This is a genomic window from Streptomyces sp. NBC_00385, from assembly GCF_035917155.1.
Classification (GTDB): domain Bacteria; phylum Actinomycetota; class Actinomycetes; order Streptomycetales; family Streptomycetaceae; genus Streptomyces; species Streptomyces poriferorum.
The window spans coordinates 8641992-8662582 of record NZ_CP107951.1; the positions used below are offsets into that span (position 1 = coordinate 8641992).

Sequence of the window (20591 nt, forward strand, 5' to 3'; positions counted from 1 at the left end):
CCCCGTCGAGATCCTGGCCATTCGACTCCTGGCCATTCGGTTCCGTGCCCGGGACAACGAGACCCCGCCGGTCCCGTGGTGTGAAGCAGCCGTCGACCGGCCGCCAGTCGGTCCTCGCGCCCTTCGCGCACAGCAAGGTCACGAGCCGCCGCCCGCCGGGCCGGCGGAACTCCGGACCGGAGCCGCAGTCCTCGGCCCGGCGGTCCGTGTCACCGTGAAACGGCCGGCAGGCCGGATGGTCTGCCGGCCGGACGCGGGTTGTGGCCCCGCCCGACGTCGACCGGACGGGGCCACAACCGGCGTCCGGCCGGACCGTACCGGCCCGTGCGAACTCACGATCAACGCGTCGCGACGGCCAGTGCCGAGCGGATGGCGTCCTCGCCGACCGGCAGGCCGCTCTCGTTCGAGTAAGGCCCGTACGGCGTCCCCCACACCGGCGTCCCCGTCGCCTGCCGCCAGCTGCCGGCCAGCGGCCCCGCGTCCACCACGCAGTATCCGATGGATTCGAGGAATGCGGTCACGACCGCCTTCGCCGGCGCGGAGTCCCCGGCGATGGGCAGCCAGGAGCGGTCGGCCGCCCCCGCCGGGCGGGCGAGTGACACCAGGTGCTTGAAGAAGATGTTGTTGAAGGCTTTTACGAGCAGGGCGCCCGGGACGTAGCGCAGCAGCAACTCGCTCGAGGTGAGCGACTTGTTGTCGAGCTCAGGAATGTGCCCGTCACGTTCGGGGCCGTAGTTGCACGTGTCGATGACCGTCTTCCCGGCCAGTGGCGCGGCGGGCAAGTCGGGGAAGGCATGGACCGGAACCGTGACCACGACGATGTCACCGGCCGCCGCGGCCTCCCCGTTCGTTGCCGCGGACGCCCGCGGCCCCAGTTCCGCGACCGTGTCCGCGAGCGTTTGCGGACCGCGCGAGTTGCTGAGCACGACCTGGTGACCGGCCTCGATGGCCAGCCGTGCGACGGCTGTGCCGATGTTGCCGCTTCCGATGAATCCCACAGTCGTCGTCATGTTCTCAGGCCCCTCCACGAGAGCCGAACCCCTGTCATCTGCCGGATTCCTTCTGCGAGGCGACTTCCTGCCGTCAGCCGGCGGGGAAGTAATGGCCGTTGTCCAGATCGGCGAGCAGCCCGGGCTGAACAGGTTCCCAGCCAAGGGCCCGGCGGGTCATCAGGTTGGACGCCGGGAGGTCCAGCGTGACCAGATGCGCGAGGGACCCGAAGTATCCCGGCAGCATCAGTACGTCTGCGGGAACGCTCACGGCGGGCAGGCCCAGACGGCTGCCAACAGCCTCGGCGATCTCGCGGAACGGGATGCCCCCGTCCTCGATCGCGTGCCAGTACGTGCCGGCGGGCCCCTTCTCCAGCGCCAGGCGGAACACGGAGGCGGCATCACGGATGTGCACGGCGTGCCACAGGTTCGCGCCGTCTCCGGGGTAGCCGACGAAGCCCTTCTCCTTCGCGAGCGCGATCAGCGCCGGAAGGAATCCCTCACGATCGGCCGTGCTGTGCGCGATGGGGGGAAGCCGTACGACCGAAGACCGAACCCCCCGCTGGGCGAGGCCGATTACTGCGGTCTCCACGACGTTGCGAACCCTCAGGGTCCCCCTGTACTCATCGCCGCCGGGAAGAGCCGGGTCCTCCTCGGTGGCCGGCCTGCCCAGGTTTCCGGGCGAGGCGATAGGCCCGCCCAGGTTCGCGGGCGAACCTATGCTCCCGGCCCAGACCAGCGGCTTTCCGGTTCCCGAGAGTGCCTCGCCGTACGCGAGGACGGCCGAGAGCTCCGCGGCGGACAGGGCGTCGAGTCCGCCGGACAGAAACACATCCCGTCTGAACGCGACGTGGACGACGCCGTCGGAGTCCGCGGCGGCCTCCTTGAGCCCGTCGAGATCCTCGACGTCGCCGCGCCGCACCTTCGCGCCGAGCGCGGACAGCGCCGTCGCGGTCCCGTCCGACCGGGCCAGGCCGGTGACCTCGTGCCCGGCGGCGAGGAGCTCAGGGATGATGTGCGAACCGGAATGGCCGGTCCCGCCGGTGACGAAAACGCGCATGCTGAGGCTCCTTGTGAGTGATGTGGCGTGAGAAGCGGTGGTGCGGGCGGGGTTCAGCCGAGCAAGCTGACGCCCAGGGAGAAGTCGGTGTGCTTGACGGAGTGGGTGACGAGGCCTATCGCGAGCAGGCCGACGTGTTCCAGCGTCCGCGCCATCGAAAGCGGCCCTGTGTCCAACGCACGCAGTCCCAGGCTCTCGATGAACGCCGACACGCGTGCCTTTGCCTCTGCGTCGTCGCCGGCGATGAACACATCCAGGGGATGGCCATCGGCCGGGCCGGCCGCCAGCACATGGGAGAACAGGGTGTTGAACGCCTTGACGACATGCGCGCCGGAGGGGGCGGCCTCGGCGATCTCCTGCGCGGCGGAACTGCCGTCGGGGGTGACAAGGCCCTTGAGGTCGGGGGAGACGGGGTTGGTGATGTCGATGATGACCTTGCCGCGCAGCGCGTCCCCGTACTTCCTGACCACCGCCGCGGCGCCGGCGTACGGGACGGCGAGAATGACGATGTCCCCGGCCGGGGCGGTGCCGGCCGTCCCGGCAGTGGCGCCGCCGAGCGCGGCGGCCAGTTTCCCGGCCCTGGCCGGGTCGCGGCCGATGATCTCGACGGCGTTGCCGCCGGCGAGTGCCCGGCCGGCCAGGGCGCCGGCCATGTTCCCCAGGCCGATGATGCTGATGCTGCTCATGGGTGTGCCCGCTTTCTGGAGCTGAACAGGGCGCTGTGCCTGCCTCATCGTGGTGAAGGGTGTGTACTCGATTCCTTCGAATGAAGCGGCGGCCCGGCTCAATTACTGGTGCGCTCATTCCGGTTCGGGGCCTGCTATTGAATTCCCGATGTCGAATTCCTCTGCCTGATTCGTTTCGGCCCCATCGGTTGCGTATTGAGAATGGCATTGGCCCGAGTGGGTGTCCAAGACCTATTTCAGCTGCTGCGATACCCTGAAGGCATCGCCGGAGGGGGGCTTCATGGATCTGGACCTGCGCAAGTTGCGCTACTTCGTCGCCGTCGCCGACAAGCTGCACTTCGGCCGCGCCGCCGATGAGCTGCACATCGCGCAGCCGGTGCTCAGCAGGCAGATCCGCGCGCTGGAGAAGGATCTCGGTACCCCGCTGCTGACCAGGGACAGCCATGGGGTGGCGCTGACCGATGCGGGCAGGCAACTGCTGACCGACGCCGGCCCGCTGCTGGCCTCCGCGCACGCGGTCCGTCGCCGGGTGACGCTGGCCGCGCGGGACAGCCGGCGGATCATGGTCGGCTTCCGGGCGGGCATCGCGGTCGCCCCGGCGGTACGGCTCTTCGCCGACCGGCACCCGGATGTTCTGGTGGACATGCAGCGGATCGAATGGGACGACCAGGCCCCGATGCTGCTCGACGGCCGCATCGACGTCGGCTACGTACGGCTGCCCATGGACGAGGCCGGTCTGCGCGTCGCCGCCCTGTACACCGAGCCGCGGGTGGCGGTGCTGCCCGCCGGCCACGAACTGGCCGGCCGGGAGCAGATCACCGAGGCCGACCTGGCCGGTGAGCCGCTGATCTGGCATGGGGACACGAGTACGCAGCCCACCAGGCGGCCGCATCCCAACGCCGGGTACCTGGTGCGCGGGGTGGACGAGACGCTCGAGCATGTCGCGGCCGGCCGGGGCATTTCGTTCCTTGCCCGTTCGGCGACGGTGTTCTACTCACATCCGAACATCAGCTACGTGCCCGTCCTGGATCTGGCGTCCGACCAGGTGTGCCTCGCGGTGGCGGAAGCGCACAACTCGCCGGTGGTCGACGACTTCTTCTTGGCGGCTCAGGAGGCGGCCGAGATCACGGCAGAATGTGGGAACTACGAAATGTGGCAGCTGGGAAGCGGTGCCGTTCCCATGAGGTGATCTCAGGGACGCGAATCGTGTGCTGCCGGGCGTTGTGGGATCGCCCGGGTGGCGGTCACAAGGGGGATGCGTCGTCGCGACCGGCCGCGATGGCGTTGTGGACGCAGTCGCGGAGCAGTTCGCGGCGCTGGGCGTGTACGGCATCGGGTTCGTGGCTGTTGGCCGCGTAGACGTTGCTGACCGGTGACCAGGCCATGGACATGGCGATGACCATGGCCATGATGTCGAACGGGTCACCTGCGCGAACCCGACCGGCGGCCTGGGCCTCGGCGATGGCCGTGAGCTTGCGGTCGTCGTAATGCTGGTGCATTTCGACGAGGTGCCCCTCAGGACGGCGCTCCAGCCGTGTCCAGGTTGCCAGCCGGATGAGGTCGGGGCGGCGCAGGTACTCGTCGTAGAGGCGGACGGCCCAGTCCGCGAGGTCGTCGGCGTCGATGGGCACGACGTTGGTGATGCGCTCCAGCGAGCTGAGGAAGATCGCGTCGAAGAGTCGTTCCTTGTCGCCGAAGTAGGCGTAGAGCTGTGCCTTGTTGGTGCGCGCTGCCGTCACGATGCGTTCGATCCGCGCCCCGGCGATTCCGTGCTGGGCGAACTCTTCGGTGGCGGCGTCCAGGATGCGCTGGTAGGTCGCGGCGCCTCGCGAGGTCTGGGGCTGTTCCGGCATGCCCGCACTCTACCAAACAGAACAGTTGGTTTGCCTTGGGGGGCGGTGATGTCTACGCTGCAACAGACAGAACAGTCTGTTTAAGGAGTCACGTATGCGCACGACCACCGGATGGCGGGCGGCCGGCCCGACAGCGCTGCGGCGCACCGCGCTGGAGCGCCGTGACCTGCGCCCGGACGACATCGCGGTGCAGGTCGACTACTGCGGCGTGTGCCACACCGACCTGCACGCCCTGCACGCCTACGACCAGGACACGAATGTGCCCCTGGTGCCCGGCCACGAATTCACCGGAGTGGTGACCGGGACCGGCCCCGAGGTGACCGCCTTCTCGGCCGGCGACCGCGTCGCGGTAGGCAACATCGTCGACTCCTGCGGCATGTGCGCCATGTGCGAAGCCGGACAGGAGAATTTCTGCCACTCCTTCCCGACTCTGACCTACGGCGGCACCGACCGGCAGGACGGGTCGACCACCCTGGGCGGCTACTCCCGCGAGTACGTCGTGCGCGACGCCTTCGCCTACCCGCTCCCCTCGAACCTCGATCCGGCCGCAGCCGCCCCGTTGATGTGCGCGGGTATCACCGTCTGGGAACCCCTGCGCTCGTTGGGTGTGGGTCCCGGCAGTCGCGTCGCGGTGGCCGGCCTCGGCGGCCTGGGGCACCTCGCCGTCAAGATGGCCGTGGCACTCGGCGCCACCACGACCGTCATCAGCCGCAGCCAGGACAAGCGCGACGACGCCCGCAAGCTGGGCGCTCACGACCTCATCGCCTCGACCGACACCCAGCGGATGGCCACGGCACGCGACACCTTCGACGTCGTCATCGACACCATCTCGGCTGCTCACGACCTCGCCCCGTATCTGAAGCTGGTGGCGATGGACGGCACCCTCAGTCTCCTCGGGTACCTGGGCCCCCTCACGGTCGAGGCCATGGACCTGCTCATCGGCCGCAAGAAACTCAGTTCCGCGGGCAGCGGAGGCCGCCCGGCCACAGCCGAGATGCTCCAGTTCTGCGCCGACAACGGCGTCGCCGCCGACGTCGAAGTACTGCCGTCGGCACAGGTGGACACGGCGCTCGACCGCCTCCGGCGCAACGACGTCCGCTACCGCTTCGTGCTCGACATGTCCGACCTGGACTGAGGAGACTTTCGGCCGGGCCATCGCGTGATCACATACGGCCGGGCGCAGACCAGCAGGAAGCGGACCGACTGCCGGGACCTGTCCGTGCTCAAGGCAGGCAGGGCTGGACCGGCCCCGCAGGGCCGGTCTCCTGCCGAAGGCATACGCAGATGTGGACCCGGCCATGGGCCGGCGGCGAAGTCACCCGCTCCGCCGCCGGCTCCAGGTCAAGGTCAAGGCATGCGGGACAACGGAACCGAGAACAGAATTCGTTCGGGAATCACCTGGGACTTCCAGGTGCTGCTCGCGTCCTCGTTCACCCACTCGGCATGCTTGTCAGCAGCCCATTCGGTCTGGCTCCACACCGTCTTCGTGCTCCACCAGAGCGACAGCCCCTGGGACTTCGCGGCCCAGCACGCGGTCGGTGCATCGGTGCCGGTGCACGTCGTGGTCTTCACGCCGGTGGCGTCACGACGTTGGTAGACGCCGCGCTGGCCGACACCGCCACGGTGCCTGGGCAGGTACCAGGACCGCTGTCCGGTCGCCGGATCCCGGTAGGAGAGGGCGCCCTGCGCTCCGGCCATGTCGGCCGTGAACATCTCCGACACATTCGCGTACCCCGAGGAGTCCTTCAGCAGCGGCATACCCGACTCCGATGGCGCAGCCAGTTGGTAGCCCCACATCTTGCCGGTCTTGGGGGTGCCGGAGGGCTGGTACTCGTTCAGGACGATGCTGTCCGGAGTGGCACTGCGGTCGAGGGAGACGTGGGCGGGGCAGACGATGCCCGTGGTGGAACCGCATTTCTTGCTCAGGCCGTACGAGCCGATGGCCGGCATGACGTACTGGTAGCCGTGGGCCGAGTAGCCCCCGGAAACCCTGCCGATCGCATTGCTGCTCACGGTGGCCTGCAGGATGTGGTTCATGGAGAAGACGTACAGGGCGTTGGTGCTGGGGTCCCCGCCCTTGGCCGTGACGATCAGCTTGTCCCCGAACCACACCATGCCGCCCAGCTGGACCCCGGCGTTGTCGAAGTTGGCGCCGCCCTCGGTGGGAATCACGAGCAGCACCCAGCGATAGGAGAGCGCGCTGGGGTTGTTGGCGTTGATGAAGGCAACGCGCGCCAGATGCTGCCCGTTGGGGTCGTTGTTCAGCATGGTGGGAAAGTCGGTGAACAGACCGTCGTTGGACTTCCAGCCGGACAGCAGGACCTTGTCGTCACCCCACAGCCCGTCGTCGTCCGCATCGCCCGAGGAGGTCACGCCCTGCGGGAGCCAGCGCTGGGTATACGCGTCGCCCGTGTCCCAGCAGTAGGCGGAAGCGGGCGCCGGGTTCACGGGGAACGCCTTCACCTCTTGCGGGTAGCAGTCGGCGGAGTTCCTCATCGTGTGGTTGGCGCCGGCCAGGACCTCGGCCACCCCGACCTTGTCCAGGCGGGAGTCGAGCTCCGCGAGCGTGGCGCCTGAGACCCTGCGCTCTTCGAGCCGGAGCTCGGCTGCCTCGGTGGTGCTGGAGAGGGGTCTGACCTCGGCGTAGGCCTCGTCCTGGATCTGGGCGGCACCTGGGGTTGTCCCCGATGCCGCCAGGCCGAGCACGGCCGCGGCCAGTACTAACCACTTCCGACTTCTGTGCATGTCGCCCCCACTAATGGAACCTCACGTCATTGAGACGGGATGAATAGAGTGCTGCGTCAACTATCAAACAGGCATGAGGACTTGCCGGGGCGCTCAGGTGGCGGGACCGGGGCGGAGGCCCGGGCGCCACGAGCGGCCAGAGGAAGCTGATGATCCGGGCACATCCCGGACTTCGGCGTGGAGCAGGGGCATTCCCACCACGGGCCACGCCTCCCACCTGCGACGGCGCAGCCGCGTGGTGTCCATCTCACTGCGTAGGCTGTCGGCTCGTATGTCCGTCTGCGGTGTCTACACGCACGCGGACGGCTTTTCGTTCGACCCGGAGGACTGAGCTGTGCCCGACCGACCTGAGATTGTCTGCATCTGCGGCTCTACCCGGTTCGTGGACGAGATGAGCGCGGCGAACCGTGATCTGACCTTCGCGGGTGTCATCGTCGTCGCGCCGGGCGTCTTCCTGCGCGCCGAGGATCGCGGCGCGGACGAGCGGATCACCAACGAGCAGAAGACCGCGCTGGACGCCCTCCATCTGCGCAAGATCGACCTGGCTGACCGGGTTCTGGTCGTCAACCCCGGTGGGTATGTCGGCGAGTCCACGAGCAGGGAGATCGCGTACGCCCACGCCACCGGCAAGCCGGTCTCGTTCACCGATCCCCTCTGACCAGTAGACGCTTCGTGATGCGCGCGGGCACACGGCGGTCGGGGCGACGGCCCGGCGGTTTCACACCGCGGCGCCCCGGCGGCCGCTGAGGCCGCGCACAGTCAGAAATTCTCAACTGCCCGTCACCGAGACCGGTACGGTCAGCGGCATGGAGAAGATCCCGACCCTTTTCGTCCGCGACTTCAGCGCCCGCCCTGCCGTCGTGCTGCCGGAGGTCTCCCCGGGCTGCGAGTGGGTGGTCGACGGGGAAGGCACGGCAACCAGGAAGTACGACGGCACTTGCGTCATGCTCGACGAGGCCGGGCGCTGGTGGGCCCGCCGTGAGGTCAAGCCCGGCAAGACCCCACCGCCCCACTACCTGCCGGTCAGCACCGATGCCGAGACCGGCAAGACCGTCGGGTGGGAACCCATCGGGCAGACCGCGTTCGCGAAGTTCCACGCGGAAGCCCTCGACAACCGGAGCACCGAGAAGCCGGGCACCTACGAACTCCTCGGCCCGAAGATCAACGGCAACCCGGACGGCTACGTCGGCCACATCCTCATGCCCCACGGCTGGTCCGTCCTGTCCGTCCGGCAGGACTTCGCGACCGCCCCCCGGGACTACGAAGGCCTCCGCGTATGGCTGCACGCCCGGCCGTACGAGGGGATCGTCTGGCATCACGACGATGGCCGCATGGCCAAGCTGAAAGGACGTGACTTTCCGACGCCGCGACGCCCCGCCGCACAGCACACCTCTCACTGACCAGTCGCGACGTGAGCGGCGCGGCGATGGCGCCCCAACCTGCAGCCCAGAGTGCCGAGATGCATGGTGAGCGGGTGGCGCACGGCCACACCACCGTCGCCCCGGCCCGGATCTCCGCCCGGCTCTCCACCGGACACGGCCACGGGCCTGTCAGCCCGCCGCCGGTGCACCGCGGCCCGCCATGGGCTGACGAGAGTGCTGATCCGGTCCGGAGCGCGGGCCGTGCCGGCTCGGCTCGCCTGCGGCGGGTCACGTTGATCATGTCGCTGCTGATGGGACCTGCACGCGTTCACCTGCCCGGCCGGCCCGGACATCGGCCCCCAAGGTGCTTCTGACGGACGGACGAGGGGTACCACGGTCCGTGGCACCCCTCGCACGCGTCCGGCACATGGCGGGCCGGGCTCACTTGTGGATGCGCGTCACATTGTGGCTGTCGACACTGACCTCGTTGTGGATGTCCCCGACATGGAAGTCGATCAGCCCGCACAGCAGGCAGCCCGGGCTGTTGGCCGGGGGAGACGGGGCTTGGGACACGGTGACGGTGGTGGTGTCGTTCGAAGCGCTGCAACTGTCGTCGCCGTTGTAGGCGGCGGTGATGTTGTGTGTTCCGGTGGTCGTGAAACCGGTGGTCAGTGAGGAGTGCCCGTCGGCGGAGACGGGTGCGGTCGCCAGGAGGTCCGAGCCGTCGAAGAACGACACGCCCAGGCCGCCGCTCGGGTCGGAGCTGCAGGTCACCGTCGCGTCGAGGGTCACCAGCTGCCCGGTCACCGCCGAGGACGGCGTGGCCTGGACCGTGGTCGACGACGGATCGGCGGCAGCAGCCGACGTAGCGAGGGCCAGCACGGTGGCCGCCGCGACGGCGACCACGAGTCCGACCTTGCGTGGAAGACACACTTTCACTGAGGGGCCTCCTCGGTCTGATAGTCAGGCGGGGGTCCGCCTGACCGTTCGGAGCGTGACCTTAGGCCGCTTTTGGTGGCATGCGCGGTAGGTGCGGGTCCCGGTGGGCCCACCTGAGTCATCGGTTCGCTCGAATGCGCTGGAGCGCGCCGGTGGCGCCGATGCCTGCTAAGGGCTGTCCCGCAGTTCCTGGCGGGCGCACGACGACGGCTACGGCACCTCTCCCCCGTAACCTCAAGGGCACGGAGGGACCCCTCCGTTGTCGAAACAGCCGAATACATCGAGTACGCGGGCGCCTCTCCGCCTTGCGACACACCGCATCTGACGCCGCGCGCTGAACCACCAGGAAGTGCGGGACAGCCCTTGGCTAGATGGCGGGAGGCGGGACACGCTGGTAGGCGAGTGAGTTGCTGGTGCCGCCCGACGTTGTGACGCTCACCAGCACCGAACCCGCCGGACCCGCGGGGGCGATCGCGATCGCAGTCGTGTCCGACACCACGGTGAAGGCCGCCGGCGCGCTGCCGAAGCGGACCGCGAATGTCGTGGTCAGCCCGTTGCCTGTCAGGGTCACGGCGGCGCCCGCGTCCGTCGGCCCTTGCGCGGGCGAGAGCGCGATGAGCGCAGGCGCCGTCAGATAGGTGTAGACGACGGAATTACTGGTGCCGCCGGGACCGGTGACGGTGCACGCGACGGAGCCGGTGCCGACCGGTGTGACGGCGGTGATCTGGGTGGCGGAGTTGATGGTGTAGGAGGTGGCGGGGGTGCTGCCGAAGGTGACGGCGGTGGTCCAGATCAGGCCGGTGCCGGTGAGGACCACGCTCGTTCCGCCGGACGTCGGTCCCTGGTTGGGCGCGATCGTGCTGAGAGCCGGCGTGGGTGCGTAGGTGTAGGGGATCGTGTTGCTGAGCCCGGCGGGTGTGCGCACGGTCACGTTCACTGTGCCGGTTCCGGGCGGGACGACCGCCGTGATCGTCGATGGGGTGTTGACCGCGAACGACAGGGCGGCTGCGGATCCGAACGTGACGGCGATGGCACCGGTGAACTGGCTTCCGTTGAGGGCCACGGGATTGGTGCCCGCCGTCGGGCCCGTGCTGGGTACGACCGAGGTGAGGACGGGAGGGGCCACGGTGACTCCAAGGAGTGTGGTCGGCCTGGCTGGGCCGCGAGCTGGCGGCACGGAAGCGGTGCGGGCGCGTGTTCGCGGGCCCGCACCGCGTCCGCAGGGCACGGGCCGGTGGACCGGAGCGCACCGGAGCCGTGCGTGGCTGAGTGTTCGAGACGCCGTCAGATGCCGGGCCCGGACGCGTAGGTGAAGCCGTCGCCGGCAGTGGCGCTACCGCCCCCGGTGGTCACGGTGACGTCGGCGGAACCAGCGGCGCCGGGCGGTGTGACGGCCACCAGCGTGGTGCTGTTCAGGACTGCGAAGGACGCGGTGGTGCCGCCGAAGGTGACGGCCGTGGTGGAGGCGAGGCCGGTGCCGTTGACGGTCACCGAGGTGCCGCCGGACGTCGGCCCCGAGGTGGGTGTGAGCGAGACCAGCGTCGGCGCGTCGACATAGGCGTAGGTGAGCGGAGCGGTCGTGCCCCCGGTGGTGGTGACCGTGACGTCGACGGAACCGCTGGAGCTGCCGGCCGGAACGACCACCGACAACTGGCTGTCCGAGACGACTGTCGGGGTCGCGCTGTTGGAGCCGAAGGACACGGTGGTGGCCGTGGACAGGCCGTAGCCGTTGATGGCGACCGTGTTGCCGCCCGCGGTGGGGCCGGAGCCCGGGCCGATGGACACCGCGATCGGTGGGCTGATGTAGAAGAAGGAGAGCGAGTTGCTCGTCCCTCCCGCGGTCGTCACGTTGACGTCGACGACGCCGCAGCCCGCGGGATCGATGACGGTGATCGAGGTCGGGGTGTTCGCGGTGATCGTGGCCGTCCGGGACCCGAAGTGGACGGCGGTGGCACCGGACAGGTTCACGCCTGTGATGGTGACGGTTGTTCCGCCGCTGGTGGAGCCTTGGTTGGGGCTGATCGGCATGAGGGGTTCCTCTCACTCGGAGGTCTTCTCCGAGCAGCGACTGGGTTCCGATCCACGGAGGTCCCGAAACAGCCCAGGCCGATACGTTGGCCCACCGGCAGATGGGATGTGCGCAGGCCCGTCCGGACGGCACGAGTTCAGTCCCGTGAGGGTGGCTGGTCCGCGAGGACTTGATGGACCATTGCCCGTTGGTGCAGACACCTGAATTGACCCATCAGAGTGATTCGTATGCCAAGGGAATTGACGCGGTATCAGTCGGTTGGCGGAGCGCGCTGGGCGTGCGGCGGCGCCTTCCGGTGGTACGCGGGCACCTGCCGGGCCACGCGGGCCATGCCGTGGGTGCTGGGCAACGGCCGTGTGTGGACATGAACTATGGCGTGTCTCGCCACTGGCGGAAACGGTTGGACACGGTCGACCAGGCGCCGAACTCGCCCGGCTCCTCCCGTCACTGGGTGCCCGACCGGAACGGCCGGATCACGCCCTCGAAGTGCTGCCGCCATCGCTCGGGGGTATAGGTCAGGAGGAGTCGTTGGTGTCGGCCGCAAGTGTCTTGCCTCCGGCCCCTGACCGGGTGACGCCGTCGACTGCCACACAGATACCGAAGACACGATCGTGGCTGGTCCAGCCATTGATACGGCCACGATTATTGCTGATTTGCACCCGTTTCCTGGCGGGGTCCACGGCCGACACCAAGTGCAAGTAGACCGTCCCGGCGACACGCGCGAGGACGATGTCCCCGGCCTCCAGCTTCGACGGGGCCACCGGAGCAACGACCACGTGCTGCCGACTGCGTATCAGCGGGACCATCGAGGAGCCGCTGGGCCGGAACGCCACCGTGGCCCCGCCGGTAACCCTGTCCGCCACTGCATCCAATGCACCCATCCGGCGATCGTCGCAGATTTCCCTGGACCACCCCACCGATATACTCCTCCGTCCTCAAGGGCGAGGCAAACGTTGCCTGATGCGGCCCTGGCACTGCCGGCCGCAGCCCCAGCGCGGCAAGGTCGTCGAGCATGCCCAGCGCGCATTACGACTTCGGCCAGTGATACTCATCGTCAGGAATGCGGCAGCGGGCGGCCCGCCGGTCGGTAGCCTTCGGCTGATCCCAGCGTCTGGGCAGGACCAGCCGACAGGGCAACGGGCGGGACGCGTGGCCAACTGCCCGGAGATGTAACCAAACCCTGTTGGACCTGGGTTCGTCGTGTGAGTCGGGGCTTCAGTTCGTGGCCTTACACCAGGTCCGGTGCGGTGCTCAGTTCGAGGTCCGCAGGGCGGGCAGGTCGGCGCACAGGGCGGCCGGGAAGGCAGGCTCGATGCGGTGCACGTCGGCGCAGCCCGCCCTTGTGCCGCGCGCGAGGGGGCACCCAGCCCGATTTCTCGGCCCGGAAGAACCGCCGGTCGCCGAGGCTCGCCCCGCAGCCAGGCGCCTCGCCCTCCGCGCAGGCCGGGCCCATGCGTGACGACACGTCGAACACCAGCCACTTCCCGTCGCAGTGCTCCTCGCCGCGGGAGGTGTGGTTCGGCACGTCGAGCGCCGACACTGCCTGGTCGTAGGAGGCGGGGGTGCAGCCGGTGGGTGCCGGGTGGCAGCCGCGGTCGCCGCACAGGCGCAGGCCGGGCGGGCCGGCGCCGTCCGCGGTGAACGTCGTGTCGTGGTCCACGACCAGTTCGCGGTGGCCGAGCGCGGACGGCAGCCGCACTTTCGCCGTGCCGGTCGCGGTCTTCGAGCAGGCGGCGTGCGGGTCACCGGTCAGGGTGGAGAAGGTGACCTGCACCCACACGGTGCGCTCCGACGTGGAGGTCACGGCCGCCTTCAGCCGGCGCGCGCAGGTCTTCTCCTTGCCGGGCATCTCTGCGTCGACGCTGAGCGCCCGCCCGTCGTCGGAGAGACGGGCCGCAGTCACACGGAACGGTGCGAACGTCTGCCGGCGCGGCGATTCCGTCGGCGCCCCGGCCCCGGCCCGCTGGGTCCCGCAGGCGCTGAGCAGCAGCACGGCGACGGCGCTCAGCAGGATTCCGGCCAGTGATCTCCTGGACTGCATTGTGTTCCGGACCCCCTGTGAAAACAGCCGACCCGGGCGACTGTAGAACGCCGCGTACACGTCATGTTCGGCGCATTACGGCCAGTCAGCTGTTTCAAGGCGTGGGCAAGGTCAGAGACTCGGCCCCGGCCAGAAACCAGGTGCTGATGTTGTTCCACATGAAGGCGCCCTTCCACTCCGGACACCCTTCAGCCCAGCCGCTCAGGGCAACGATCACCTTCTCCTGAGAGACCGTCCGGGTCTGGTAGTGCTCCGCCGCGGTTCCATCGCGGAATTCCAGCTGGTAGGTGTTGTCATCCCTCAGCCAGACCTGCACGTACCAGTCGCCGTCCGTCTCATTGTCGATTCGCTCGACGATCACGAAGGCGTTGCCCCGGCCGAGGTTCGCCACCATCCGGCTCAACGCTGACGGCTTCGGGTTCCCCACCCTCTGACCATGTTCATCTCTCGCTTGCAGCATGGCCCGATCATCGCCCGCGGGTCTGACAGCGGCCTGATGCGTCAAAGAACTCATGAGGACGGAGCGTCAAGGATGTCCTGAGCCCTCACACATCATGGGAACAGCGCCTCGGGCAAGTCTTCGTTCGCGGCCGGCATCCGGGACTGCTTCGGCCGCGGTCTCGCCCTGGTCGGCCAGGACAACCTGCGCCGGATCGCCCAACACGACCGGCCCCGGCGGTGCGGACATCGGCCTCATGGACACCGTCGCCCGCTACAACCTCGATGCCGGGCATCACGTCGTCCTTGAGGGCACCCTGTACGCAGACCGCAACGGCCAGATGCTCCAGCAACTGCCCGCCGACCATCGCGGGCACGCTCACACCTACTGCCTGGACGTGTCCTTCCCTGAGACCGTGGCCGGGCACGCGACCACAGCCATCGCGGAGAAGGTCGACGAGAGGCGGTTGCTCGACCGGCACCTGCCATTCGACCTCCTGCCCGGCGACATGAAGACCCTCATAGGCGCCGACAGTAGTCCGGCGAACACTGTCGACCGCATCATGCAAGACACTGATCTCACCCGGCGGCGCACTGGAGCGCTGACTCGCCGGGCCGCGCACGGTGCGGCAGCATGGTCAGGATTGCGATAGCGAGGGCCGAATCTGCGTGCAGACCCCTCAAGCATGCGAATAAGGTCGGTATCGCACTGAATGCTCTTTCTTGGGTGATTGATTCCGATGCATCCAGGGAAAGCGACTCCCATGCACGTGAATCTCTCCGGAAAAACAGCTTTGGTCACCGGCTCCACGCGGGGGATCGGCTCGAGTATCGCCGCCGGACTCGCGGGCGCGGGTGCCCGCGTTGCGGTCAATGGTCGTAGTGAAGACTCTGTAGCAGCCGCTGTCGAGCGGTTGCGTGAACAGTGGCCGGAGGCGGAATTCGTCGCCGCGCCGGGCGACATCGCCACGGATGACGGTGCCCGACAGGTGCAGGCCACGTTGCCGCGCGCCGACATCCTCGTCAATAACCTCGGAATCTTCGGTGCCAAGCCGGCGCTGGAGATCGGCGACGATGAGTGGCGTCGTTACTTCGAGGTGAACGTCCTGGCCTCGGTCCGCATGACCCGTGCCTACCTGCCGGGTATGAGGGAGAACGGTTGGGGCCGGGTGCAATACATCGCAAGCGACTCGGCGGTGGCAATTCCGGCCGAGATGATCCACTACGGCGTGTCCAAGACGGCACTGTTGGCGGTATCCCGCGGTTTCGCGAAGGAAGCCGCAGGCACGGGCGTGACGGTCAACTCCGTTATCGCCGGGCCCACGCGCACCGGCGGTGTCGAGAAATTCGTCTATGAGTTGGTCGACAAAGATCTTCCGTGGGACGAGGCGCAACGCGAGTTCATGCGCATCCATCGGCCGCAGTCCCTGCTGCAGCGGCTCATCGAACCGGAGGAGATCGCCCACATGGTGGTCTACCTTGCCTCTTCGTACGCATCAGCGACCACGGGCGGCGCCCTGCGAGTGGACGGCGGCTACGTGGATTCGATCCTGCCCTGAGTCCGGCCGGCAGAGGTGTGGCCCGATTGATGCCGCACAGGTGAGGGGCCGGCCCGATTGCTTATGCCGTCGGCGGGCGCGCATCCGGGGAACGGTGCCCCCGGATGCGTGGTGTCCCTCAGGTCTGCGGACGGCTGCCGTGGTTTGCGCCGTTCTTGCGGCGGGCCTTCTTCTTGCGACGTCGTTTCGAGGACATCAAACTCTCCTTGATCTGCATCGTTCGAATGTTTCTGCCGATTTGTCGCCTGTGGCGATCATTGACCCCTTACCCACTCGCACGGTGAAAAACTCTCTCATCGGGTTTGCCCGTGTGATGAATGTCGCTAGGTCCGTCATCAGCCACGCACCCCCACATCGATGTGCCCGGCCCGCACAGATCGGACTCTACGTATCGGGCGCCGGTACCGCCCTGTTGCGCCGCCGCTGAAGTCGGATCCGGTGCCGCGGCGGCAGACGTGTCGGCGGCGCAACACGCCACGCTCACCGGACAGACCTGTCCCGGCTGCCTCTCCGCCGCAGGTCAAGCTGACTGACGTAGTCCGTCATCGTGCGCCAGGGATTTGCAGGCGCGATCGCGGCCGGTTGAGGCAAGGGGGATGGCCGGGCCTCGCGACATGCTCGGCGGAGACGGGAGGGCGGGGCTTGCAGAACCACCCCCGCAGAAGCACGTCGATCACGCTGTGGTCGCCGAAGCGCGGGGCCGCGCGGACATCGCCTGCACGCATGCCACGTTCCGGTAGGGGTGCGCCGAAGCCGAAGCCGAAGCCGAAGCCGAAGCCGAAGCCGAAGCCGAAGCCGAAGCCGAAGCCGAAGCCGAAGCCGGCCGCGAGTGCGCCGGGGGTCGGCGGCCGCGACGGTCAGGGTTCTGCGGCTGGAGGCATGAGTCTCCATACCTCGCCAAGGGCCAGGAGTCATCCGTAGCCGAATATCCGCCCGATGAAGTACGCGGCAAAGAAGACCGATCCCAGGAGGATCAGTCCTGCCCAGAGCCTGGGGTGTTCCCAGATACCTCCGTCTGCCGGTTGCCGATGGACTTCGCCTATGGAGCCCTCGGCCGGTGGTGTCTCTCCCGGTGGAGTCAGTGACATAGCCATACCTCCAGCTTCTCCCCATCCAGCCGCTCCCGCAGCGCGCGAAGGCTTGGCTGCCCCGGGAGCCCGTTCCCGGGTGGGTTACCTGCAATCCGAGACCTTGCCGCGCCGGCGTTCTCACCATCCGTGACGCGCCGTTGCCCATCCATATGCTCGGGGTCACTCAGGACCGCTCCACACTCGAGCTCCCGCGCTCGCGCGAGCGGGGCCTTGCGGGTCCAGCGCATCGGTGGTGTCACTCCTGCCCCGGGAAGGAGATGTGGGCCGGCAGAGGCATTGCTCGGCGCCCACCGCGCGCGTCGGTCCGAGCCTTCCACGTGCTGCACGGTCAGCGGGCTTCCTTCTCCCTGGCGGCCACCTTCTCTCCGGCATTGCTGCGGTCGGTGCGGCCCCGCCGGGTGGAGTCGAAGCGGTGGGGCGACAGGCGACGCGTGTGGCGGGCGGAAAGACGCGGCCGATGGGAGACAGGGGGTACGCCCGAGGGACGGGCCCCTGCAGTGACGCCATCCGGCGATCCGGTCGGGTCATGCGGAACGGGGAGGCTGCGGCGCCTGATCAACGGCCTCACGGGCGGGTTCCTCGATAACTTCTGAGAATCAGGGAAGCCGGAGCGATACGTGAAAAAGTCCCTGCCGTACGTGAGGAGCTGTCATGACCACCTTTTTCATCACTGTGCCGGGAACCTTTGTTGTCGGCGTCACAGACACGTCCTGCGCGACTCTGGAGGGCAAGCTGGCTGAGCAGCACACCAACCTGAGCGAAAGCCAGGGGCTCGATCTGCTCAGTGTCAACGACGACGGCACTTTCTCCATCCGCCTCGAAGTCGAGGCCGCGGATCGGTACCAGGCGGAACTGAATGCAGTGGGGCTCGTATCCACGGCACTACAGGAGACGGGATTCTCGGAGGAGGACGCACCGTTGGGAACGCCTGCCGTCACCGGGATCGACAGCGACCTCTGACATTGAGGCGACAATGGTTTCCCGTTCTGCACGAATGAGGGGTCGGCCAGGTCCCGACGGAGGTTGCGGAGAGTTGTGAAGCAGTGTTGCTCAGGGGCGACCGCCGAGAAGGCTGCTGCGCGCGACTCATTGCCTGCGGAACTGTTCCACCAGTGCCGCGTATCCGCTGCCGCCGTGACCGGCGGCAGTCGCTCGCTCCGCCAGGGCCATGAAGAGTCTCGGCAGCTCGGAGTTGAGGCCGAGCACCTCGCTCTCCTCGACCACGTGCGTCATCGCCGTCAGATGGGTATCCACGGTGCCGTCGTCGGCCGGGTAGACGTCGTCGTCGGCCTGCCGCGCGTAGCTCGGAAGCCAGCCTGCCACCATGTCGATCGCGGTTCGTGCGACGGGGAGGTACGCCGTCGCTGACACACCGGCCGAGCCGAGGATCGCGGCTCCGTTGAGGAAGCCGTCGAGCATGCTCCACATGAGGACAAGCGTGGCCATCTCGTGTGTGGCAGACAGTCCGGGGTCGTCACCGAGGTAGAGGCCCGTACCGAGACTGCCCAGGCAGGACTCCTGGGCGTCGTACAGCGGTCGCGGCCCGCTGTAGGCGAGCACTGCGTCAGGTGTGCCGACCGCCTCCGGGACGGCCATGACCCCGCCGTCGAGGTATCCGCCGCCGCGGCGTACCACCTCCTCGGCGAGCTTCCTGGCGCGCGAGGGCGTGCCCGAGGTCAGGTTCACCACGACGCGATCGTCGAGCGGTCCGTCGAGGACATCCACCACGGCGTCGTAGTCCGATACGCAGACCACCACGAGCGGAGCAGCCGCTATCGCGGCCCCCGGGGAACCCGCGAGCGTCGCGCCCCGAGCAACCAGGTCGCCGGCCTTGGCCGGCGTGCGGTTCCACACGGTCGTCGGGTGTCCCGCGCGCAGGAAGGCCCCGGCGAGGGCGCTGCCCATCAGTCCAAGACCCAGAACGGTGACAGGTGTGCCGGTGTGCATCATGTGCTCCTTTTCTGATCACTGGCACAATCGTCAACGTTCATACCGGTATGAAGGTCAAGGGGGAGTGCGTGTGCTGATCGGGGAGTTGAGTCGGCAGACCGGGGTGAATCCGCACCAACTGCGGTACTACGAGGCTCAGGGCCTGCTGGTGCCCGGCCGTGGCGACAACGGCTACCGCGAGTACGGAGAGGACGCCGTACTGACCGTGTCCCAGATCAGGAAACTGCTCGACGCCGGGCTGTCGACCCAGGAGATCGGCTACCTCCAACCGTGCGTCACAGGCGCGGAACCCGATCTGAAGCCTTGCCCGGAGACCCTGGATCTGCTTCGGGCGCGCATAGCCGGACTGGACGAGCAGATCGACACGCTCGTCCAGTCCCGGCGGACACTGCGTGAGTACCTGGCGGTCACGGAGCGACGGGCGGCCAGCTGAGGGGCTGCCCCAGCCCCTCGTCCGGGCGCGGGTCCGGCTCGCCGCGGCCGGCGGACTGCCCAGCCCGCCCCCCGGCCCGCCGACCTCCCAGGCCCGTGGATCAGTAGCCCTGGCCGACCAGGAAGGAGTCGAAGTCGAGGGCGAGCGAACGTGCTTCGGCCGCGTGGCCCTCGTCGTTCCCGTCGACCAGGACGAGCACGCAGATGCCCTGCCCGGTTGTCGCTACCCACATGACGCGGTTCCCGTCGCGCAGGAGCGCCAGATCGAGTTCCGTTCCTGTCACCGCGTCCGTGATCCGGTCCAGCTCCTCACGGCGCCACACCACCCCGCCGAGCCGGAGCGTCGGAGGACGGCCGGTCTCCTCACCGGCCGTCCACAGAGCCGCCATCTCAGCCCGGTCCGGAGCATCGGCTGTGCCGGACTGGGTCTTCCGGTCTCCCTGACCGGCGGCGCTGCCGAAGAACTGCCGGCCGTCCTCGCCCTCGCGGCCCGCAGTGGCGAAGACCCCCGATTCGGCGGAGAAGGCCGCCACCGCACGGACGGCAGGGTGGCTCCCACCCAGGGCGAAACGGGTACTGAGTACGTCTTCCCACTGCTCGGTCACGGGAGGCATCGCTGACGGCCTTTCGACGTGGTGAGGGTTCACGGACCCGCGCGCGGGTCTGCTCGGGGCGGTGATGCTCGGTGACATGCCGCTCCGACTCGACATCTCTTGCCCGCGAACGCGCTGATCAGACGCATGACCGGGAGATCGGTGCACGCTTCGGCTTCAGGGGGACAGGGCTGCCCCCGTGCTAGCGGTGAGGCAGCTTCGCGCGTGCGGAACCGGCGGCGGAGTGCACGGCCCGCCCCGTCCCGCTCGCGGCTGCCGAGGCGCCGGAGCCGACTGTGTCGATCGCCGCGTGCACGTGTCCGCCCGTCCTCGCCGCCGCACGGTGGGCCTTCTTCCGGCCACGCGTGGTCGCGGTGCGGGCACGGTAGGCCGCCGACGGTTTGCCGTGCGTGTCGGCTGCGCCGAGTAGCAGAGCGCCGAACAGGCCTATGCGCTGGGTGAATTCGAGGAGTTGGTCCTTCCGTAGCTCCGGGTCCTCTTCCTTCCACCACGCGTGCTCGGCGAGGGTGGCCGGCACGAGGCTCGCGGCCAGGACAAGGGAGGAAGTACGAGGGAGCCGCCCCAGAGCGAGCAGTCCGCCCGCACCGATCTGCACGGCGGCGTTGAGCTTCACCACGGGCAGCGGATCGTCGACAGGGATTCCGAGGCGCCGTGCCCATGACTCGGTGCCCGCTGCGAGAGGGAGCGGTCTGCGCAGCGTACGCACCCCCTCGATGGCGAACGGAATTGCCAGCAGAGGGCGGGTGATTCTTCTCAGGACAGCCATGGATCCCCGTGTGCCCCTGGAATCAACCGGCACACGCG

The 20591-nt window shown here is 68.4% G+C and carries 23 protein-coding genes and 1 pseudogene; 8 read left to right on the top strand and 16 right to left on the bottom strand.

The window, feature by feature from the left end; all coding sequences use genetic code 11:
* Positions 1–338: 338 nt before the first annotated feature.
* From OG959_RS38195 to OG959_RS38205, 3 genes are read right to left on the bottom strand one after another with little or no spacing between them, the layout of a single operon-like run.
* Positions 339–1028, bottom strand: coding sequence for an NADPH-dependent F420 reductase (locus tag OG959_RS38195; RefSeq protein ID WP_326666012.1), 690 nt, complete (start codon positions 1026–1028; stop codon positions 339–341).
* Between the two features lie 55 nt (positions 1029–1083).
* The gene (locus OG959_RS38200) at positions 1084–2049 is read right to left on the bottom strand and encodes an SDR family oxidoreductase (RefSeq protein ID WP_326666014.1); all 966 of its coding nucleotides are present in this window, start codon (positions 2047–2049) and stop codon (positions 1084–1086) included.
* Between the two features lie 53 nt (positions 2050–2102).
* On the bottom strand, positions 2103–2735 hold the full coding sequence (locus OG959_RS38205; protein ID WP_326666016.1) for an NADPH-dependent F420 reductase: 633 nt from the start codon (positions 2733–2735) through the stop codon (positions 2103–2105).
* 280 nt (positions 2736–3015) lie between these two features.
* On the opposite strand from OG959_RS38205, the gene OG959_RS38210 reads away from it, so the two are divergent.
* Complete coding sequence (locus OG959_RS38210) at positions 3016–3924, top strand: LysR substrate-binding domain-containing protein (protein WP_326666018.1); 909 nt, start codon at positions 3016–3018, stop codon at positions 3922–3924.
* Positions 3925–3979: 55 nt separating this feature from the next.
* Here the strand turns inward: OG959_RS38210 and OG959_RS38215 are convergent, their stop codons facing one another.
* Positions 3980–4588: a TetR family transcriptional regulator gene (locus tag OG959_RS38215; RefSeq protein WP_326666020.1), complete on the bottom strand. Its 609-nt coding sequence runs from the start codon at positions 4586–4588 to the stop codon at positions 3980–3982.
* Positions 4589–4682: 94 nt separating this feature from the next.
* Here OG959_RS38215 and OG959_RS38220 point away from each other — a divergent pair, with 94 nt between their 5' ends.
* Positions 4683–5723, top strand: a complete 1041-nt coding sequence (locus tag OG959_RS38220; protein ID WP_326666022.1) for an NAD(P)-dependent alcohol dehydrogenase — start codon at positions 4683–4685, stop codon at positions 5721–5723.
* A gap of 212 nt (positions 5724–5935) precedes the next feature.
* Here OG959_RS38220 and OG959_RS38225 read toward each other — a convergent pair whose 3' ends face one another.
* Positions 5936–7333 (bottom strand): hypothetical protein, encoded by a 1398-nt coding sequence (locus OG959_RS38225; RefSeq protein WP_326666024.1) that lies wholly within the window; start codon positions 7331–7333, stop codon positions 5936–5938.
* Positions 7334–7667: 334 nt separating this feature from the next.
* Here OG959_RS38225 and OG959_RS38230 point away from each other — a divergent pair, with 334 nt between their 5' ends.
* Both OG959_RS38230 and OG959_RS38235 read left to right on the top strand, forming a co-directional pair.
* Complete coding sequence (locus tag OG959_RS38230; RefSeq protein ID WP_326666027.1) at positions 7668–7991, top strand: hypothetical protein; 324 nt, start codon at positions 7668–7670, stop codon at positions 7989–7991.
* Between the two features lie 148 nt (positions 7992–8139).
* On the top strand, positions 8140–8733 hold the full coding sequence (locus OG959_RS38235; RefSeq protein WP_326666028.1) for an RNA ligase 1 family protein: 594 nt from the start codon (positions 8140–8142) through the stop codon (positions 8731–8733).
* A 402-nt stretch (positions 8734–9135) separates the two neighbouring features.
* Here the strand turns inward: OG959_RS38235 and OG959_RS38240 are convergent, their stop codons facing one another.
* From OG959_RS38240 to OG959_RS38270, 6 genes and pseudogenes are all read right to left on the bottom strand, one after another.
* The gene (locus OG959_RS38240; RefSeq protein ID WP_326666030.1) at positions 9136–9627 is read right to left on the bottom strand and encodes an Ig-like domain-containing protein; all 492 of its coding nucleotides are present in this window, start codon (positions 9625–9627) and stop codon (positions 9136–9138) included.
* A 373-nt stretch (positions 9628–10000) separates the two neighbouring features.
* Positions 10001–10759: an IPT/TIG domain-containing protein gene (locus OG959_RS38245; RefSeq protein WP_326666032.1), complete on the bottom strand. Its 759-nt coding sequence runs from the start codon at positions 10757–10759 to the stop codon at positions 10001–10003.
* 158 nt (positions 10760–10917) lie between these two features.
* Complete coding sequence (locus tag OG959_RS38250) at positions 10918–11661, bottom strand: IPT/TIG domain-containing protein (RefSeq protein WP_326666034.1); 744 nt, start codon at positions 11659–11661, stop codon at positions 10918–10920.
* A 516-nt stretch (positions 11662–12177) separates the two neighbouring features.
* Positions 12178–12525 (bottom strand): S24 family peptidase, encoded by a 348-nt coding sequence (locus OG959_RS38260; protein WP_326666036.1) that lies wholly within the window; start codon positions 12523–12525, stop codon positions 12178–12180.
* A gap of 388 nt (positions 12526–12913) precedes the next feature.
* Positions 12914–13703, bottom strand: a pseudogene (locus OG959_RS38265) (hypothetical protein).
* A 94-nt stretch (positions 13704–13797) separates the two neighbouring features.
* On the bottom strand, positions 13798–14130 hold the full coding sequence (locus tag OG959_RS38270; RefSeq protein ID WP_326666038.1) for a hypothetical protein: 333 nt from the start codon (positions 14128–14130) through the stop codon (positions 13798–13800).
* Between the two features lie 268 nt (positions 14131–14398).
* On the opposite strand from OG959_RS38270, the gene OG959_RS38275 reads away from it, so the two are divergent.
* Positions 14399–14794, top strand: coding sequence for a hypothetical protein (locus tag OG959_RS38275; protein ID WP_326666040.1), 396 nt, complete (start codon positions 14399–14401; stop codon positions 14792–14794).
* A gap of 111 nt (positions 14795–14905) precedes the next feature.
* Positions 14906–15700, top strand: coding sequence for an SDR family NAD(P)-dependent oxidoreductase (locus OG959_RS38280; RefSeq protein WP_326666042.1), 795 nt, complete (start codon positions 14906–14908; stop codon positions 15698–15700).
* Positions 15701–15818: 118 nt separating this feature from the next.
* On the opposite strand, the gene OG959_RS38815 is transcribed toward OG959_RS38280, so the two are convergent.
* Positions 15819–15896, bottom strand: coding sequence for a 50S ribosomal protein bL37 (locus tag OG959_RS38815; protein ID WP_371604899.1), 78 nt, complete (start codon positions 15894–15896; stop codon positions 15819–15821).
* A gap of 715 nt (positions 15897–16611) precedes the next feature.
* Positions 16612–16794: a DUF6480 family protein gene (locus OG959_RS38285; protein ID WP_326666044.1), complete on the bottom strand. Its 183-nt coding sequence runs from the start codon at positions 16792–16794 to the stop codon at positions 16612–16614.
* A 648-nt stretch (positions 16795–17442) separates the two neighbouring features.
* On the opposite strand from OG959_RS38285, the gene OG959_RS38290 reads away from it, so the two are divergent.
* Positions 17443–17751, top strand: a complete 309-nt coding sequence (locus OG959_RS38290; protein WP_326666046.1) for a hypothetical protein — start codon at positions 17443–17445, stop codon at positions 17749–17751.
* A gap of 126 nt (positions 17752–17877) precedes the next feature.
* Here OG959_RS38290 and OG959_RS38295 read toward each other — a convergent pair whose 3' ends face one another.
* On the bottom strand, positions 17878–18741 hold the full coding sequence (locus OG959_RS38295) for an NAD(P)-dependent oxidoreductase (RefSeq protein WP_326666048.1): 864 nt from the start codon (positions 18739–18741) through the stop codon (positions 17878–17880).
* A gap of 70 nt (positions 18742–18811) precedes the next feature.
* Here OG959_RS38295 and OG959_RS38300 point away from each other — a divergent pair, with 70 nt between their 5' ends.
* Positions 18812–19174 carry a MerR family transcriptional regulator gene (locus tag OG959_RS38300; protein WP_326666844.1) on the top strand — a complete coding sequence of 121 codons (363 nt, stop codon included), beginning with the start codon at positions 18812–18814 and terminating at the stop codon, positions 19172–19174.
* A 100-nt stretch (positions 19175–19274) separates the two neighbouring features.
* On the opposite strand, the gene OG959_RS38305 is transcribed toward OG959_RS38300, so the two are convergent.
* Both OG959_RS38305 and OG959_RS38310 read right to left on the bottom strand, forming a co-directional pair.
* Positions 19275–19787 (bottom strand): hypothetical protein, encoded by a 513-nt coding sequence (locus OG959_RS38305; RefSeq protein ID WP_326666049.1) that lies wholly within the window; start codon positions 19785–19787, stop codon positions 19275–19277.
* A 181-nt stretch (positions 19788–19968) separates the two neighbouring features.
* The gene (locus tag OG959_RS38310) at positions 19969–20553 is read right to left on the bottom strand and encodes a DoxX family protein (protein WP_326666050.1); all 585 of its coding nucleotides are present in this window, start codon (positions 20551–20553) and stop codon (positions 19969–19971) included.
* Positions 20554–20591 lie beyond the last annotated feature (38 nt).